The following is a 15694-nucleotide window of genomic DNA, read 5'->3' as shown; positions in this document are numbered from 1 at the left end:
CATGCGGGTGGGGCGGTCCGCGGGGTGCGGCAGCCGGGACCTGCGGCCAGGTTCGATTGTCAGTGCCGCCGTCTAGGGTGCGGACCATGACCAGTGTGCCGCTGCCCACCGCCCAGCTGTCCGCCGACGAAGCGCGCCGCATAGCTCTGCGCGCCCAAGGATTCCTGGGCGCACCCGACCGGCGCGGCGGGGTGCGGGGTGTGCTGCGCCACCTCGGCGCCGTCCAGCTGGACACGATCTCGGTACTGGCGCGCTCGCACGAGCTGATTCCGTACGCCCGCCTTGGTGCGGTGGGCCGCAAGACGGTCGAGGACGCCTACTGGACCGAGGGCCACAGCTTCGAGTACTGGTCGCACGCCGCCTGCATTCTGCCCGTCGAGGAGTGGCCCCACTTCGCATTCCGCCGCCGCAGCTATCGCGCCCGCCCGCACTGGGGCCATGACCTTCCGGACGGCGCCTACGACACGGTGATCAAGCAGCTGCGCGCCGAAGGCCCGCTCACCGCGACGGAGTTGGGCGGGGCGAAGAACGGCGGCGAGTGGTGGGACTGGTCGGCGTCGAAGGTCGCCGTCGAGCGCGCGCTGATGTACGGCGAGGTGGTGTGCACCGAGCGGCGCAGCTGGAAGCGGGTGTACGACCTCGCCGAGCGGACCATCCCCGATGATCTTCTCCACGACGAGCTGGACGACACGGAGTGCCTGCGCCGGCTCGTCCGGCTCGCAGGTGAGTCGCTCGGTGTCGGCACCCGCGCGGACATCGCGGACTACCACCGCCTCAAGGGCGAACAGTTCGACGCCGTGGTGGCTGACTCGGGGCTGGTCCCGGTCACGGTCGAGGGCTGGTCCAAGCCCGCCTGGGCGGACCCGCAGGCGCTCGCCTCCGAACCGCGCGGCAGGCATCGTACGACCCTGCTCTCACCGTTCGACTCTCTCATCTGGGAACGGGCACGCACCGAGCGGATCTTCGGCTTCGCCCACCGCCTCGAGGCGTATGTCCCCAAGCCGAAGCGGGTGTACGGCTACTTCGCGATGCCGTTGCTGTCGGGCGGAAAGCTGCTGGGGCGCGTCGACCCGGCCCGCGAGGGCACGACGCTGGTGGCGCGCCAGGTGTCGCTCGACAGCGCGAAGGCGGTGGCACCCATGGCCCAGGCGCTGCGCGAGGCCGCTCAGTGGGTCGGCTGCGATTCGGTACGCATCGAGCGGGTCGACCGCGCCGAGCTGACCGCGGACCTGGTCAAGGCTGTTTCGTGAGCGCCACCCGTGATCACTGCCGGCCATCAGTGCCGGTGATCACTACCGGGTGATCAGTACCGGGTGACCGGGTGATCACTACCGAATCTCGAGGATCTTCTCCCGCATCGCGTAGACCACGGCCTCCATCCTGGAGTGCAGCTGCAGCTTCTCCAGGATGTTGCGGACGTGGTTCTTCACCGTGTTCTCGGAGATGAACAACTCCTTGGCGATATCCCGGTTGTTCATCCCCGTCGCAACCAGCTTGAGCACTTCCAGCTCCCGCTCGGTCAGCCGGGGCGCGGGCACGAGCCTGCGCTCGTCCGTGCGCTGGATCATCGACTTGAACTCGGTCAGCAGCTTGGACGCCATGGACGGGCTGATCTGCGACTGCCCGTCGGCCACCGCGCGGATCGCCGTGGCCACCTCGTCGGTGGAGATCTCCTTGAGGAGATAGCCGGTGGCGCCCGCCTTGATCGCGTCGTAGAGGTCGGCTTCCTCGTCGCTGATCGTCAGCATGATGATCTTCGCGCTGGGGGCCACCTCCTTGATGGACGTACAGGCTTCGATGCCGCCGCGCTTGGGCATGCGCACGTCCATCAGCACGATGTCGGGCAGGAGGTCAGCGGCCTTGTCAACCGCCTCGGCGCCGTCGCCCGCCTCGCCCACGACCTGGATGTCCTCCTCCTGCGCGAGGACGATCTCCAGCCCTCGCCGGAACAGGGCGTGATCGTCCACCACAAGAACCCGGATGGGCTCCTTGCGGGAATCACCGTGGTCCGCGCCGCCTTCGGCGACTGTGGAGCCGGCGTCACCCGCGTCGCCCGAGTCGTCATGAACCGGCCCGAAGCTGTCCGCCATCGTTCCTCCCCCTGAAGGCCGCGGCCTGAAGATCATGTCTGGTCCGCCAACGTCATTACGGAGTGCATCGGTTGGCCTGGGACGCCATGCTTTCATGCCCGGACGACAGAGCGGTGATCCTGTGGTCGCGCGGTGGTGCCCCTGGGGGCGCACATTGCGCTCCAGGGGCACCACCGACCTGCCTGGCGGCACTCAGCCGCCGAGCGCACCTCCGGCACCGCCCGCCTCGGATCCGGCCAGCGGGTCGGTCTCCAGGTGGATGACGCCATAGTCGTAGGCGTGCCGTCGGTAGACGACACTGGGCTGCTTCGTCTCGGAGTCGACGAAGAGGTAGAAGTCGTGCCCGACCAGTTCCATCTCGTAGAGAGCCTGGTCGAGTGTCATCGGTGCTGCGGTGTGGACCTTCTCGCGGACCACCAGCGGTCCCTCGCCCTGGATTTCGAGCGAGCCGATCCTGGTGGTGGGAATGGATTGGGGCGTCTCTTCGCCGACGGGCCGGCCGTTGGCGTTCAACTCGGCGACGCCGGGGACGACGTCGGCCACCTCGGAGGCCGAAATCCGGCCGTTTCCACGGCGGTTGTGGCGCTTCTCGTGCTGCTTGCGCAGCCGGGCCTCCAACTTGCCGGTGGCGAGGTCGAGCGCTGCGTACGGGTCGCCGGCTGCGGCCTCCGCCCGGATCACCGGGCCTCGGGAGTGGAGAGTGATCTCCACACGGTCGGAACGGTCGGCCTGCCGCGGGTTGTGCTCCTTGGACACCTCGACGTCCAGGCTGATCACCTTGCCGTCGAGCTTCTGGATCTTCTCCAGCTTCAGCTTCTCGGCCACGTGCTTGCGGAACCGCTCGGGCACCTCGGTCTTGCGGCCCTTGACGACGATGTCCACGCAGAACTCCGTTCCCGGATAGCTCCGTCCGCTCGCTGGCTGCGGAGCCTCTCCCTCTTGCACCAGACTCCGGTGATCACCGGAGTCTCGGACTTGGCGACTTTCACCTCCTCCTCCCCAGTCGACAAGATCCCCACCCCACCCACTTTCGAGGTATTGGCTTCCTCGAATCCCTGGCCCGAAGCGCGGCCCATCATTCGGTGCGGTACGGCAATCGCCATTCCTCACAACCGAACATAGCTCGCTCGGACCGGTGTCGGCACCCGCTACCAGCGCGTACCTCCATTCAGGGGCTTTTCTTCTCTCACTACCTGCAACGATGCAAGTTCTCGGTCAGTTCCGGTTTTTTTCGAAAGACAGCGGTGGGACGGCGACCACCGCCGCGCTCAGATGCAGAAGTCCGGGAAATCGCAACCCGGAGGCCGCCCGCAGCGCCCGGGCCGCCTCGGTCAGCGAAGCCCCGGTGGTCATGAGGTCGTCCACCAGAACCGCCCTGCCGCCCTCCAGAAGCCGTCCCCCTCCGGCTGCGACCTCCAGGGCCCCCGTTAGATTCTCCACCCGCATACGGGCCGTGAGACCCGACTGGTCGGCCACTTCCCGCCGCTGCCGCAGCACCGGGAGCACCCTGGCCTCCGTGCCCGTCCGGCGCAGCTCGCCGGCCGCAGCCAGCGCCATCCGCCGCACCGCGTCGTGCCCCCGCGCCCGGACCGCACGCCGCGCCGACGGCACCGGTACGAGCAGCAGTGGACCAGTCCCCCGATCGGCCGACGACACAGCGCCCCGCACCGCCCCGGCAAGCGCGACACCCAGCGGCCGGGCCAGCCCCAGCGCGCCCCGCTCCTTGTGCGCCAGCAGCACCGCACGCACGGCATCGGCATAGGGAGCAGCGGCGTGCACCGCCGGCAGGCCCGCGGGCTCGGGCACAGGCCTCGCTCTGCGCGCCGCGGTGCCGTACAGCGCCCGCGCGCAGTCCTCGCACAGCGGCGTACGAGGAGTGCCGCAGCCGCCGCAGGCGACCGGCAGCACCAGACCGGAGATCTCCCGCCACCAGCCCCGCATGGCAACCACTCTGCCGACGGCTGGAGCGCCGTGCCACCCCTGTGGACAACTCCTCCAGGACAGCTCCGGCAGGCCCTCCGCAGGCCCGCCGGAGCTCTCAGAGGCCCCTTTCCGGCCGCTGCGGCCCGTCCCGGACGCCGTCTTTCGCCCCGGCTACCCCGGGTAGACCGGCGACGAGCCCTTCTTGACGAGCGTCTGCCAGTTCGCGCCCGGCGGCAGCTTCACGATGCCGTCGTCCTCCGAGTACGCCACGAGCGGGCGGCTCTCGTCGTCGGACGCGGCGACCGCCTTCACGCGGTTCAGACCCGGCAGGACGCTCGTGTCAGAACTCGAACCGTCCGTCTGCATGTACCGCACCTGCTGGACTCCGCCGGACTCCTTGCCGACCACCACGAGCCTGCTGGGCCCCGCCCAGGAAACGGCCGTGACCGTCTCCATCTGTGGTGCGGCGGGCCGCAGTTCCGCGACGGAGACCACCGGGTTGGCCGTGGGGCCGTGGCGCTCCACACGCCCGATCTTCAGCGTGGTCCTGCCGTCCTTGGTCAGCAGCAGCGCGATGCGCACACCGTCGGCCGAGACCCTGACCGCCTCGATCCGTGCGCCGTCCAGCCCCGGGATGATCTTGACGTTCTGGGGAGTACCCGCGCCGCGCGCCAGGCGCATCAGCGCCGGATGACGAGGATCGCGGTCGGCGACCCACAGATCGTTCCGGCCGTCCCAGCTGGGTGCCGAAAGACGGTTCGCGGGGCTGTCGCCGTGGCTCCGGACCAGCGGCTGGCCCAGCTCGCTGTCCGCCATGAGGGACGACACGTACAGGCTGCTGTAGTCCTTCGAGACGGCCGCCGCGGTGCGCTCGTCGCGAGCCACACCGACGAGGCTCATCTGCAATCGGCCGTTGCCGAACGGGCCGAGCACATTCTCCGGCTCGCTTATGTCCTTGGCGGCGCCCGACAGCAGCGCCAGCTGGTTCTTGCTGTCGACGAAGTACTGGTACGTCGACTGGCCCGAGACATGGTCCCGTGCGTAACCCTCGGCCTGGCTGCTGTTGACCACGCACAGCTGCGAGCCGTCCGCACGCTGCAGCTCCACCTGCTCGACCCTGGTGGACGTCAGGTCCTTCAGGGTGAACAGAATCTGCGCCGCCATCCTCGAACACTGCAGGCGGCCCACATTGGACGCCTTCTCGTTGAGTGGCACCTTCAGCGCGTTCCGGTCGTCGAACGCCAGCGACTTGGTGCCCTTCTTCAGCGTCGTACCGGTCGGGAAGGGCGACTCGACCACAGGCTTCAGCCAGTTCGTCGGACCGTCGAGCAGCGCCTTGACCGACTGTGTGACCGGGTCCATCCGGGTCACCGGATCGAGCCGCTGGCGGATGTAGACCGGGTCGGCCACCGGCGTGGAGGCCTGGCCGGAGGCAAAGTAGTACTTGTTCACCGAGATGTAGTTGCGCCGGAAGTCGGACGCGCCGAGCACCAGCCCCGGCGGCAGACTGTCGATCCGCCACTCCTTGCCTTCCGGCCCGGTCTGCAGGGACAGATGAATCGTCCGGCTGTACGGCGTGGGAGTAACCGCCTGATAGGCATGCTGCGGGTCCACCGTGGCGATCTGCGTGCCCAGGAGCGGATAGTCGACGCCCGGGTTCTCCCGGCCACCGGTGATGGCCTGCCCGTAGCCGGGCGCGGCGGACAGCACCGTGGTGCCCGCGTCCGGCCGCCACTTCTTGGAGGTTTCCGGCATCAGATACGTCCGGGCGATGGCGAAGTCCGTGTCGTCGCTGGTCATCGCCTCCAGAAAACCCGTGACGACCTCGATCGGACTGGCGCCCTTCCGCGGCGGCACCGCGTACACGCGCACCTGCGAATCCGCACGCTGGGACGCCTTCACCGCATGAATGTCACCGCTGTCGGGCATCGAGGCGCACCCCGCCAGCAGCACACCGCTGCAGCCGAGCAGGGCGGAAGCCTTGAGCGCGCCTCGGCGGCTGTCGCGTCGGGGGTCAGCGCCCACGAGTCGTGTCCTCCCGGTCCGAAGAAACCTGTGCTGCCGCGTCGCCACGCTGCTCGCCCGCCGGTCGTGCCACCACCCGCGCACCGTTGCCCGGGAGCGCCGCCGGGTCCACACCGGCAGGGGCCGAAGGGGGCGGCACCGGAGCACGCGGCGGCACGGGCAGGGCCGAGCGGTCGGTCGTGGGCTGCGTGGGCACGGCCGCCAGCCGGTGCCCGTTCATCTGCGGGGCGGCGGAATCGGCGCGCTCGCGGTTCTGCCGCGAGTCCTCCGGCTCCAGGGGTATCGGCGAACCGCGCAGCGGCTCGTCCGCCGTACGCGGCAGGGTCAGCCGGAACTGCGAGCCCCCACCGGGCTCCCCCCACGCCTGCAGCCAGCCGCCGTGCAGCCGGGCATCCTCGACGGCGATGGACAGACCAAGGCCTGTACCGCCCGTCGTACGAGCCCGCGCCGGATCGGCCCGCCAGAAGCGGTTGAAGACCCGGGTCGCCTCCCCCGGCTTCAACCCCACTCCGTAGTCGCGCACCGCGACCGCTACGGCCCCGCCGGCGACCGCCATCCGCACCACCACGTCCCGGCCCTCCCCGTGCTCCACGGCGTTGACGACCAGGTTCCGCAGCACACGCTCCAGGCGCCGGGCGTCGGCCTCGGCGACCACCGGCTGCTCGTCGCCGATCACGCGTATCCGGGTGCCCTTGCGCTCGGCCAGCGGCTCGGCGCCGCCGATCACCCGCCGTACCACCTCGCGCAGATCTATCGGCTCCGCCTCCAGCGCCGCCGCACCCGCGTCGAAGCGGCTGATCTCCAGCAGATCGGAGAGCAGCGACTCGAAACGGTCGAGCTGATCGCCCAGAAGCTCCGCCGAACGCGCCGTCACCGGATCGAAGTCGGCCCGCGCCTCATGAATGACATCGGCTGCCATCCGTACGGTCGTCAGAGGCGTCCGCAGCTCGTGCGACACATCCGACACGAAGCGGCGCTGCATCCGGGAGAGCTCCTCCAGCTGCTGGATCTTGAGCTGGAGGTTCTGCGCCATCTTGTTGAACGCCTCGCCCAGGCGGGCGATGTCGTCCTCGCCGGTGACCTTCATCCGCTCCTGGAGACGGCCGGCGGAAAGCCGCTCGGCGATCCCCGCGGCCATCCGCACAGGCGTCACGATCTGCCGCACGACCAGCCAGGCAATGGCTCCCAGCAGGACCACGACGAACAGCCCGGCCGTGGCGAGGGTTCCTCTGACCAGGTTGAGCGACTGCTCCTCCTGCGCCAGCGGGAAGAGGTAGTACAGCTCGTACGGATTGCCCTCGATGTCGTTCAGTCGCGTACCGACGACCAGGCCCGGCTCGGGCTCGTGCTCGTTGTTGTACTTGATCTGCATGTACGTCTCGTACGTACCGGTCCCCTGGTCGACCTCGTTCCGCAGGTCCTCGGGAATGCTTTCGAAGGCCACGCTCCCCGAGGTCCGCGGCCCGCGGCCCGCGTCCTCGGAGTCGGCGCTGAGCGCCACCACGTGGAACGCGCCCTGCCCGCCGCTGGAGAGCTGTTGCACCAGATCGGACCGCCAGGAGCTTCCCGCGGTCCTGCCGTCCGCAGCGGCGCCGTTGTGCCCGCTTCCCGGACCGTTGAGGAGGTTCGCCTTCTCGCGCGCCACGGCGAAGCCGCCGGCCGCCTGGCTCTGGGCAGCCTTGTCCTTGGCGTCCAGCAGACCGTTGCGCACCTGGCCGATGACGACGAAGCCCAGCAGCACCACCACGCCGAGCGACATCAGCAGCGTGCTCGCCACCACCCTGAGCTGGATGTTCCGCCGCCACAGCCGCACTGCGGGCAGTAGCGGACGGCGCACCCAGCGCATCAGGAGCCGAAGAACCGGGCTCCCCGGCGCACTGCCCGAAGGCAGTCGTCCCCCCTGGAGCAGACGGCCGAATCGCGAGGGCTCATTCCCCGGTCCGGCAGCCCGCCCCGTACGGACTCCCGGCTCACCGGGCTTCGGAGCAACGCTGCCTCGGGACATGTCAGCTCGGCCCGGCCTTGTAACCGACACCACGGACGGTCACCACGATCTCCGGACGCTCGGGGTCCTTCTCGACCTTTGAGCGCAACCGCTGTACGTGCACATTGACCAGCCTGGTGTCGGCGGCATGGCGATAGCCCCATACCTGCTCCAGCAGCACCTCGCGGGTGAACACCTGCCACGGCTTGCGTGCGAGTGCCACCAGCAGATCGAACTCGAGCGGAGTCAGGGCGATCGACTGCCCCTCCCGCTTCACGGAGTGTCCGGCCACATCGATGACCAGATCCCCGATCGTCAGCTGCTCGGGCGCAGGCTCCTCCGACCTCCTCAGACGCGCCCGGATCCGGGCGACCAGCTCCTTCGGCTTGAACGGTTTGACGATGTAGTCATCGGCCCCGGATTCCAGGCCCACCACCACATCCACGGTGTCGCTCTTGGCCGTGAGCATCACGATCGGCACGCCGGACTCTGCCCTGATCAGCCTGCACACCTCGATGCCGTCCCGTCCGGGCAGCATGAGATCCAGCAGTACAAGATCGGGTTTGGCCTCACGGAAAGCGGCAAGTGCCTTGTCACCGTCCGCTACGAACGACGGCTCGAAACCTTCACCACGCAGCACAATCCCGAGCATCTCGGCCAGTGCGGTGTCGTCGTCGACGACAAGGACTCGTCCCTTCATAATCGACATCATCCCATTAGCTAATCGTTACCTGGCGTGACCTGGCCCACAGCTCCGCAATTCCGCCCCCTGTGACCGGGGACAACGTTCCCTGCTCGGTGACGATCGCCGTCACCAGATCCGGCGCTGTGACATCAAACGCCGGGTTGTACGCCTGGGTTCCCAGCGGCGCGACCGACAGCCCGCCGCCGACTCCCCCAGCCACCGCGATCTGCGGCGCTGTGACCTCGGTCACCTCCTGTCCAGATCGTTGCTCCACCTCTATCGAGGCCCCGTCCGGCGTGCTCCGATCGATCGTCGTGGTCGGCGCGACGACGATGAACGGAACATGGTGGTACTTCGCAAGCACCGCCAGCGGATAGCTCCCTACCTTGTTCGCCACCGACCCGTCGGCGGCGATCCTGTCGGCCCCGATCAATACCGCATCGACCTCCCCCGCCGCGAACAACGATCCTGCGGCACTGTCCGTGAGCAATGTGTACGGCATTCCGCTCCGCGCCGCCTCATAGGCGGTCAGCCGGGCCCCCTGCAGCAGCGGTCGCGTCTCGTCGACCCACAGCCGCCGCAGCCTTCCCGCGCGGTGCGCCCTGAGCGCCACGGCGAACGCGGTGCCCTCCCCGCCGGAGACCAGCGCCCCGGTGTTGCAGTGGGTCAGGATCCGGTGACCGCCGCCCGGCAGCAGCTCGTCGAGCAGCACCAGGCCGTGCTCAGCCATCCGGTCACTGGCCTCGGCATCCTCCTGATGGAGCGCCTTGGCAGTGGAGAGCGCCGCGTGCGCGGCCTGCTCGGCATCCGCCCCCTTGTCCACTGCCATGCGGTACGCGGCCACCGCACGCCGTACGCCGTACGCCAGGTTCACCGCGGTGGGCCGCGCCCGTTCCAGCAGCTCGGCCGACTCCTCCACGTCGTAGCCCCGCACGGCCGCGAGAGCCACACCATAGGCCCCGGCGATACCCAGCAGCGGCGCCCCACGCACAACCAGCGTCTGAATCGCCCGCACCAGGGCCGGCACATCGGTACACACCAGCTCGACCTCGTCGGCGGGCAGCCGGGTCTGGTCGAGCAGTACCAGTACAGGCCCTTCCGGCGGCTCGTCCCACCGCAGCGCCGGAAGCGGCGGCGGCTCGGAACCAGCCGGGTTTTGTACGTACTGATCAGCCATCCGCCCAGTCTGCCCGGTGAGCCACCGACAATGAAGGTGCGAAGGAGATACGGGCCCCCGCCCACCCGCGAGCGACGCGTGGCACGATGGCCACCACTGCCGTCCCGCCAAGGGGACAGGCACCGTGAACGCACCGGCTCGGCGAGCCGGTCCCGCGACCAATCCATGAGGTGGACGACCGTGAACGACACTCCGGGCTGGGCCTCGCCCGGATCTGCTCCCTCCGACGGGCAGGACGCCGGCGTTCCGCGTCCTGCCGCGCCTGCCGAAGAGAGCGGCCCCGCCTCGAAGTGGTCCACCGACCAGCCGCCTCCGGGCCGGTGGTCCGCGCCGACCGCCCCGGGTGCCGACCGCATCCCCGTACCCCCGCCCGCCCCGGGCTGGGGCGGACAGCCGCGCGGCAGCTGGGGCAGGCCACCGGCCGCAGCCAAGCCCGGTGTCATCCCGCTGCGCCCCCTGGGAGTCGGCGAGATCCTCGACGGCGCTGTTTCCACACTCCGCGCCCACTGGCGCACGGTGCTGGGCATCACGATCACCGTCTCGGTGGTCTCCCAGATCTGCAACATCCTCGTCGAGCGCTACCTGCTGCCCGACCCGCCCGAGGTCAATCCGGACGCAACGCCCTCGGAGGCCCTGAGGCAGTCCGTGGACTCGCTCCAGGCCAGCCTGCTCGCCATGGGCCCGGCGCTGATCATCACCATGATCGTGACCCTGTTCACCACGGCGCTTCTCACCATAGTGATCAGCCGCTCCGTGCTCGGCCGCCCGGTGACGCTCTCCGAGGCCTGGCAGGAAGCACGGCCCCGGCTTCCTCAACTGCTGGGCCTGACCCTGCTGTTGCCCCTGATGGGCGCAGCAATCATGACCGGGGCGATTCTGCCCGGTCTGCTGCTCGGGGGCGGAGGTGGAATCGCACTCGCCGTGTTCGCAGGCCTCGGGGCCTGCGGGGTGGTCCTCTGGCTGATGATCCGGTTCGCCCTCGCTTCTCCCGCGCTGATGCTGGAGCGTCAAGGTGTCATCGCCTCCCTCCGCCGCTCGGCCAAACTGGTCCAGGGCGCCTGGTGGCGGACCTTCGGCATCGTCGTACTCACGCTGCTGCTGACACTGCTGGTTTCGATGATCATCGCTGTGCCGTTCACGGTGATCGCGTTCGCGGTGGACGGCAGCGGGTTCGGCGACCTCTTCGCCGGAAACAGCCCCGACTTCGGATGGCCGTTCCTGATCATCACGGGCATCGGCTCGGTGATCGCATCCTCCATCACCTACCCGATCTCCGCCGGCGTGACGGTCCTCCTCTACGTCGACCAGCGCATCCGCCGCGAAGCTCTCGACCTGGAACTCGCACGCGCCGCGGGCGTCCCCGGCTACGGCTCCGAGCCGTCGGGCCACAACGCCTCCAGGACCTGATGCGGTGTCCACCACGGGGGGCGTGATGAGGGCGCGGCTACTGATCCGCGCGAGCGACGACGTACCGGTGGACACTCCCCGCATCCCCGCACGGGAGGCAGCGGAGCGGGAACTGTCCAAACCGATGTACCACGAGAACGACCCGAGTCTCCTCCAGCGTGCCCTCGACCGCTTCTGGGACTGGGTCGGCGGCCTCTTCGACTCCGCCTCCGGCGCCACTCCCGGCGGCCCGCTCGGACTCATCGTGGTCGTCCTGGTCGTGGTCGGCCTGCTCGCCGCCCTCTGGTGGCGTCTTGGCACGCCCCGGCGCACCCCCGGCTCCGCGGACTCCCTCTTCGACGACAGCCCACGCAGCGCGTCCGAACACCGCACAGCCGCCGAGGCCCACGCAGCCGCAGGACGCTGGAACCAGGCCGTCCAGGAACGCATGCGAGCCATCGTCCGCTCCCTGGAGGAACGAACCCTCCTCGACCCGCGTCCCGGCCGCACCGCGGACGAGGCCGCCGACGAGGCCGGACGTTCCCTCCCCGCCCAGTCCGACGGACTCCGCGCCGCCGCCAGGGAGTTCGACGACGTCACATACGGCGGCCGGACCGCCGACCGGCAGGCATATCTGCGTCTGCGTGATCTCGACCTCGAACTGGAGCGCACAAAGCCCCAACTGAGCGGCGCGACCCAGGGAGCGGCCGAATGACCGCGGCCTCCGTCAGCTCCACATCCATAGCTCCGACGAAGCGCCAGGTGTGGTCCCGAACTCGCGGCCTCCTGCTCGCACTTGTCATCCTCGTCGCAGCCGGGATCGCCATGGCCGCCCTGCGCTCCGGGGACCAGCACGGCCGCCTCGACCCCCGCTCCGCCGACCGCTACGGCAGCCGCGCCGTCGCCGAACTCCTCAAGGACCGCGGCGTCTCCACCCGCGTGGTCACCACCCTCGACGAGGCGGCCAGTGCCGGCGGACCCGACACCACTCTTCTCGTCACCGTCCCCGACCTGCTGACGGAAACTCAGCAAGGAACGCTCCGCGACGCGATGGCCGACTCCGGCGGGCGCACGGTTCTCCTCGCCGCCGGACCCGCGTCGCTCGGCACCCTGGCCCCCGGAGTCCACAGCGAGGCCCCGACCTCCGTCTCGGCACGCACCCCCCAGTGTTCCCTCCCCGCTGCCGACAGCGCGGGCAGCGCCGAGCTCGGCGGTGAGCGGTACACCACCGAGAGGCCGGGCGCCGACCGCTGCTACCCGAGCGACGGCCTGCCCACACTCCTCAGGATCGACGAAACCGGCAACGGCGACACCGTCCTGCTCGGCTCCCCCGACATCCTCTACAACCACCGCCTGGACAAGAACGGCAACGCCTCCCTCGCCCTGCAACTCCTCGGCTCCCGAGGCCATTTGGTCTGGTACCTCCCTTCGCTCGGCGACAACTCCGCCGCACAAGACAGCACCGACGGCGACACCGACAGTGCGTTCCTCGATCTGATCCCCTCGGGCTGGCTCTGGGGGACACTCCAGCTCGCCGTCGCCGCCGTCCTGGCCGCGATCTGGCGCGCCCGCCGACTGGGCCCCCTCGTCACCGAAAGGCTTCCCGTCGCTATCCGCGCCTCCGAGTCCACCGAGGGCCGCGCCCGCCTCTACCGCAAGGTGAACGCCCGCGACCGTGCCGCCGCGGCCCTGCGCTCGGCCACCCGTACGCGTATCGCCCCGCTGCTCGGCGTCCCCCCTGCCGGAGCGCACTCCCCCGATGCCCTGCTCCCAGCTGTCTCGGCCCATCTGCCGACCGGCGAACGAGACCTCAACGGCCTGCTCTTCGGCCCGGCTCCGGCCGACGACACCGCTCTCATCCACCTGGCTGACCAACTCGACGCCCTCGAAAGAGAGGTACGCACTTCATGAGCGCCCCGACCCCCGAGACAGCTGAGAACTCGGACCGCGCCCGCACCTCCCTGGAGGCCCTGCGCACCGAGATCGCCAAGGCCGTTGTCGGCCAGGATCCCGCTGTCACCGGACTCGTCGTGGCTCTGCTCTGCCGCGGCCATGTCCTCCTCGAAGGAGTACCGGGCGTCGCCAAGACCCTGCTGGTCCGCACCCTCGCCGCATCCCTCGAACTCGACACCAAGCGTGTCCAGTTCACTCCCGACCTGATGCCCAGCGACGTGACCGGCTCCCTTGTCTACGACGCACGCACAGCCGAGTTCTCCTTCCAGCCCGGCCCCGTCTTCACCAACCTCCTCCTCGCCGACGAGATCAACCGCACGCCGCCCAAGACGCAGTCCTCGCTCCTGGAGGCAATGGAGGAGCGCCAGGTCACCGTCGACGGCGCACCCCGTCCGCTGCCCGACCCCTTCCTCGTCGCCGCGACCCAGAACCCCGTTGAGTACGAGGGCACTTACCCCCTTCCGGAAGCCCAACTGGACCGCTTCCTCCTCAAGCTCACAGTCCCGCTTCCCAACCGCGAGGACGAGATCAACGTCCTGACCCGTCACGCGGAAGGCTTCAACCCCCGCGACCTGGAAGCTGCAGGCGTACGCCCCGTCGCCGGCCCGGCTGACCTGGAAGCCGCCAGGGCCGCCGTCGCCAAGACCTCGGTGTCCGCCGAAATCGCCGGCTACGTCGTCGATATCTGCCGCGCCACCCGTGAATCCCCCTCACTCACTCTCGGTGTGTCCCCCCGAGGCGCCACTGCGCTGCTCTCCACCGCCCGCGCATGGGCCTGGCTCACCGGCCGCGACTACGTCATCCCCGACGATGTCAAAGCCCTGGCGCTGCCCACCCTGCGCCACCGGATCCAGCTGCGGCCCGAAGCGGAAATGGAAGGAGTCACCACCGACTCCGTCATCACCGCGATCCTCAGCCACGTACCCGTCCCCCGCTGAGGAGCTGCCCCGTGGCCCTCACCGGACGAACCGCACTCCTCGCCGCTCTCGGCTCTCTCCCCGTGGGCATCCTGGCCCCGAGCTGGACCGGGATGCTTGCTGTGAATGCGCCTCTTTCCCTGGCAATCTTGTGCGACTACGCCCTCGCCGCGCCAGTGCGAACGCTCCGATTCACCCGAAGCGGTGATACATCAGTTCGACTGGGTGACGGTGCCGAGGTCCACCTCACGGTCACCAACCCCTCCGGCCGCCCCCTGCGCGCCCACCTTCGCGACGCCTGGCCCCCGAGCAGCTGGATCACCGGTACCGAACAGGCCGCATCGCGCCACAAGTTGACCGTCCCCGCCGGCGAACGCCGCCGTATCACCACGATCCTTCGCCCCACCCGCCGCGGCGACCGCCAGGCGGAGCGCGTCACCGTCCGCTCGTACGGACCGCTGGGCCTCGCCGCCCGCCAGAGCAATCACCAAGTCCCCTGGACCGTGCGCGTCCTGCCGCCCTTCACCAGCCGCAAGCACCTGCCCTCCAGGCTGGCCAGGCTGCGCGAGCTGGACGGCCGCACCAGCGTCCTCATCCGTGGCCAGGGCACCGAGTTCGACAGCCTTCGCGATTACGTCCCCGGCGACGACACCCGTTCCATCGACTGGCGAGCAACCGCCCGCCAGACCACCGTCGCCGTGCGCACCTGGCGTCCCGAACGCGACCGCCACATCCTCGTCGTCCTCGACACCGGCCGCACATCTGCCGGTCGAGTCGGAGATGTCCCGCGCCTCGACGCGGCCATGGACGCGGCAATGCTCCTCACCGCGCTGGCCTCACGCGCCGGCGACCGGGTGGACCTCCTGGCCTACGACCGCCGTGTCCGAGCCCAGGTCCAGGGACGCTCCGCAGGAGATCTCCTGCCCGCCCTGGTCAACGCACTTGCTCCGCTGGAACCGGAACTCGTCGAGACCGACGCCCGTGGCCTCAGCTCCACCGCCCTGAGCTGCGCCCCGCGCCGCTCCTTGATCGTGCTGCTCACAAGCCTCGACGCCGCGCCCATCGAAGAAGGACTGCTTCCGGTTCTCCCGCAGCTCACACAACGGCACACCGTGCTCGTCGCCTCGGTCTCCGACCCTCATGTCCAGCAGATGTCCACCTCCCGAGGCACGATCGAGGCGGTGTACGACGCGGCGGCTGCCACCCAGGCTCAAGCTCAGCGCCGCCGTACGGCAGACCAGCTCCAGCGCCACGGCGTCACCGTCGTCGATGCGACCCCTGACAATCTTGCACCTGCACTTGCAGATGCCTACCTCGCGCTGAAAGCCGCCGGTCGACTCTGACGGGGGTGGGGCGCATGCCCCGTGAACGCAGAAAAGCCCCGCACCAGAAGGTGCGGGGCTCTCCCACAATAATTGTTCGGCGGCGTCCTACTCTCCCACAGGGTCCCCCCTGCAGTACCATCGGCGCTGAAAGGCTTAGCTTCCGGGTTCGGAATGTAACCGGGCGTTTCCCTAACGCAATGACCACCGAAACACTATGAAGATATCGATT

The 15694-nt window shown here is 69.5% G+C and carries 13 protein-coding genes and 1 rRNA gene; 6 read left to right on the top strand and 8 right to left on the bottom strand.

Annotated elements, in window-relative coordinates:
- Nucleotides 1-86 precede the first annotated feature (86 nt).
- Entirely contained in the window at nt 87-1250 is a 1164-nt protein-coding gene (locus tag OHA61_RS23845; RefSeq protein WP_406304744.1) for a winged helix-turn-helix domain-containing protein, read from the top strand.
- A gap of 78 nt (nt 1251-1328) precedes the next feature.
- Here the strand turns inward: OHA61_RS23845 and OHA61_RS23840 are convergent, their stop codons facing one another.
- The 7 genes from OHA61_RS23840 to mtnA form a co-directional block, all read right to left on the bottom strand.
- Nucleotides 1329-2090 (bottom strand): response regulator transcription factor, encoded by a 762-nt coding sequence (locus tag OHA61_RS23840; RefSeq protein ID WP_361906558.1) that lies wholly within the window; start codon nt 2088-2090, stop codon nt 1329-1331.
- A 192-nt stretch (nt 2091-2282) separates the two neighbouring features.
- A complete protein-coding gene (gene hpf / locus OHA61_RS23835) occupies nt 2283-2972 on the bottom strand; it encodes a ribosome hibernation-promoting factor, HPF/YfiA family (RefSeq protein ID WP_406304743.1) in 690 nt (229 codons plus the stop codon).
- A 333-nt stretch (nt 2973-3305) separates the two neighbouring features.
- Nucleotides 3306-4031 (bottom strand): ComF family protein, encoded by a 726-nt coding sequence (locus OHA61_RS23830; RefSeq protein WP_406304742.1) that lies wholly within the window; start codon nt 4029-4031, stop codon nt 3306-3308.
- Nucleotides 4032-4184: 153 nt separating this feature from the next.
- The gene (locus OHA61_RS23825) at nt 4185-6038 is read right to left on the bottom strand and encodes an LpqB family beta-propeller domain-containing protein (RefSeq protein ID WP_406304741.1); all 1854 of its coding nucleotides are present in this window, start codon (nt 6036-6038) and stop codon (nt 4185-4187) included.
- Nucleotides 6028-8043 (bottom strand): MtrAB system histidine kinase MtrB, encoded by a 2016-nt coding sequence (gene mtrB, locus OHA61_RS23820; protein ID WP_406304740.1) that lies wholly within the window; start codon nt 8041-8043, stop codon nt 6028-6030. Before mtrB ends, OHA61_RS23825 begins: the two co-directional genes overlap by 11 nt.
- A 1-nt stretch (nt 8044) precedes the next feature.
- Nucleotides 8045-8734 carry a two-component system response regulator MtrA gene (gene mtrA / locus OHA61_RS23815; protein WP_007448372.1) on the bottom strand — a complete coding sequence of 230 codons (690 nt, stop codon included), beginning with the start codon at nt 8732-8734 and terminating at the stop codon, nt 8045-8047.
- A gap of 4 nt (nt 8735-8738) precedes the next feature.
- The gene (mtnA, locus tag OHA61_RS23810) at nt 8739-9884 is read right to left on the bottom strand and encodes an S-methyl-5-thioribose-1-phosphate isomerase (RefSeq protein WP_406304739.1); all 1146 of its coding nucleotides are present in this window, start codon (nt 9882-9884) and stop codon (nt 8739-8741) included.
- Nucleotides 9885-10064: 180 nt separating this feature from the next.
- Between mtnA and OHA61_RS23805 the strand changes: the two genes are divergently transcribed.
- The 5 genes from OHA61_RS23805 to OHA61_RS23785 are packed head-to-tail and all read left to right on the top strand — an operon-like array spanning nt 10065 to nt 15483.
- Nucleotides 10065-11291: a hypothetical protein gene (locus tag OHA61_RS23805; RefSeq protein WP_406304738.1), complete on the top strand. Its 1227-nt coding sequence runs from the start codon at nt 10065-10067 to the stop codon at nt 11289-11291.
- 4 nt (nt 11292-11295) lie between these two features.
- Nucleotides 11296-11985: a DUF4129 domain-containing protein gene (locus OHA61_RS23800; RefSeq protein WP_406304737.1), complete on the top strand. Its 690-nt coding sequence runs from the start codon at nt 11296-11298 to the stop codon at nt 11983-11985.
- Nucleotides 11982-13181: a DUF4350 domain-containing protein gene (locus OHA61_RS23795; RefSeq protein ID WP_406304736.1), complete on the top strand. Its 1200-nt coding sequence runs from the start codon at nt 11982-11984 to the stop codon at nt 13179-13181. Before OHA61_RS23800 ends, OHA61_RS23795 begins: the two co-directional genes overlap by 4 nt.
- Nucleotides 13178-14161 carry an AAA family ATPase gene (locus tag OHA61_RS23790; RefSeq protein ID WP_406304735.1) on the top strand — a complete coding sequence of 328 codons (984 nt, stop codon included), beginning with the start codon at nt 13178-13180 and terminating at the stop codon, nt 14159-14161. Before OHA61_RS23795 ends, OHA61_RS23790 begins: the two co-directional genes overlap by 4 nt.
- Nucleotides 14162-14172: 11 nt before the next feature.
- A complete protein-coding gene (locus tag OHA61_RS23785; protein ID WP_406304734.1) occupies nt 14173-15483 on the top strand; it encodes a DUF58 domain-containing protein in 1311 nt (436 codons plus the stop codon).
- Nucleotides 15484-15557: 74 nt separating this feature from the next.
- On the opposite strand, the gene rrf is transcribed toward OHA61_RS23785, so the two are convergent.
- Nucleotides 15558-15674, bottom strand: a 5S ribosomal RNA gene (rrf, locus tag OHA61_RS23780).
- Between the last annotated feature and the right edge of the window lie 20 nt (nt 15675-15694).

The organism is Streptomyces sp. NBC_00885, from assembly GCF_045207475.1.
Lineage (GTDB): Bacteria > Actinomycetota > Actinomycetes > Streptomycetales > Streptomycetaceae > Streptomyces.
This window is presented reverse-complemented; position numbering and strand designations above follow the sequence as displayed.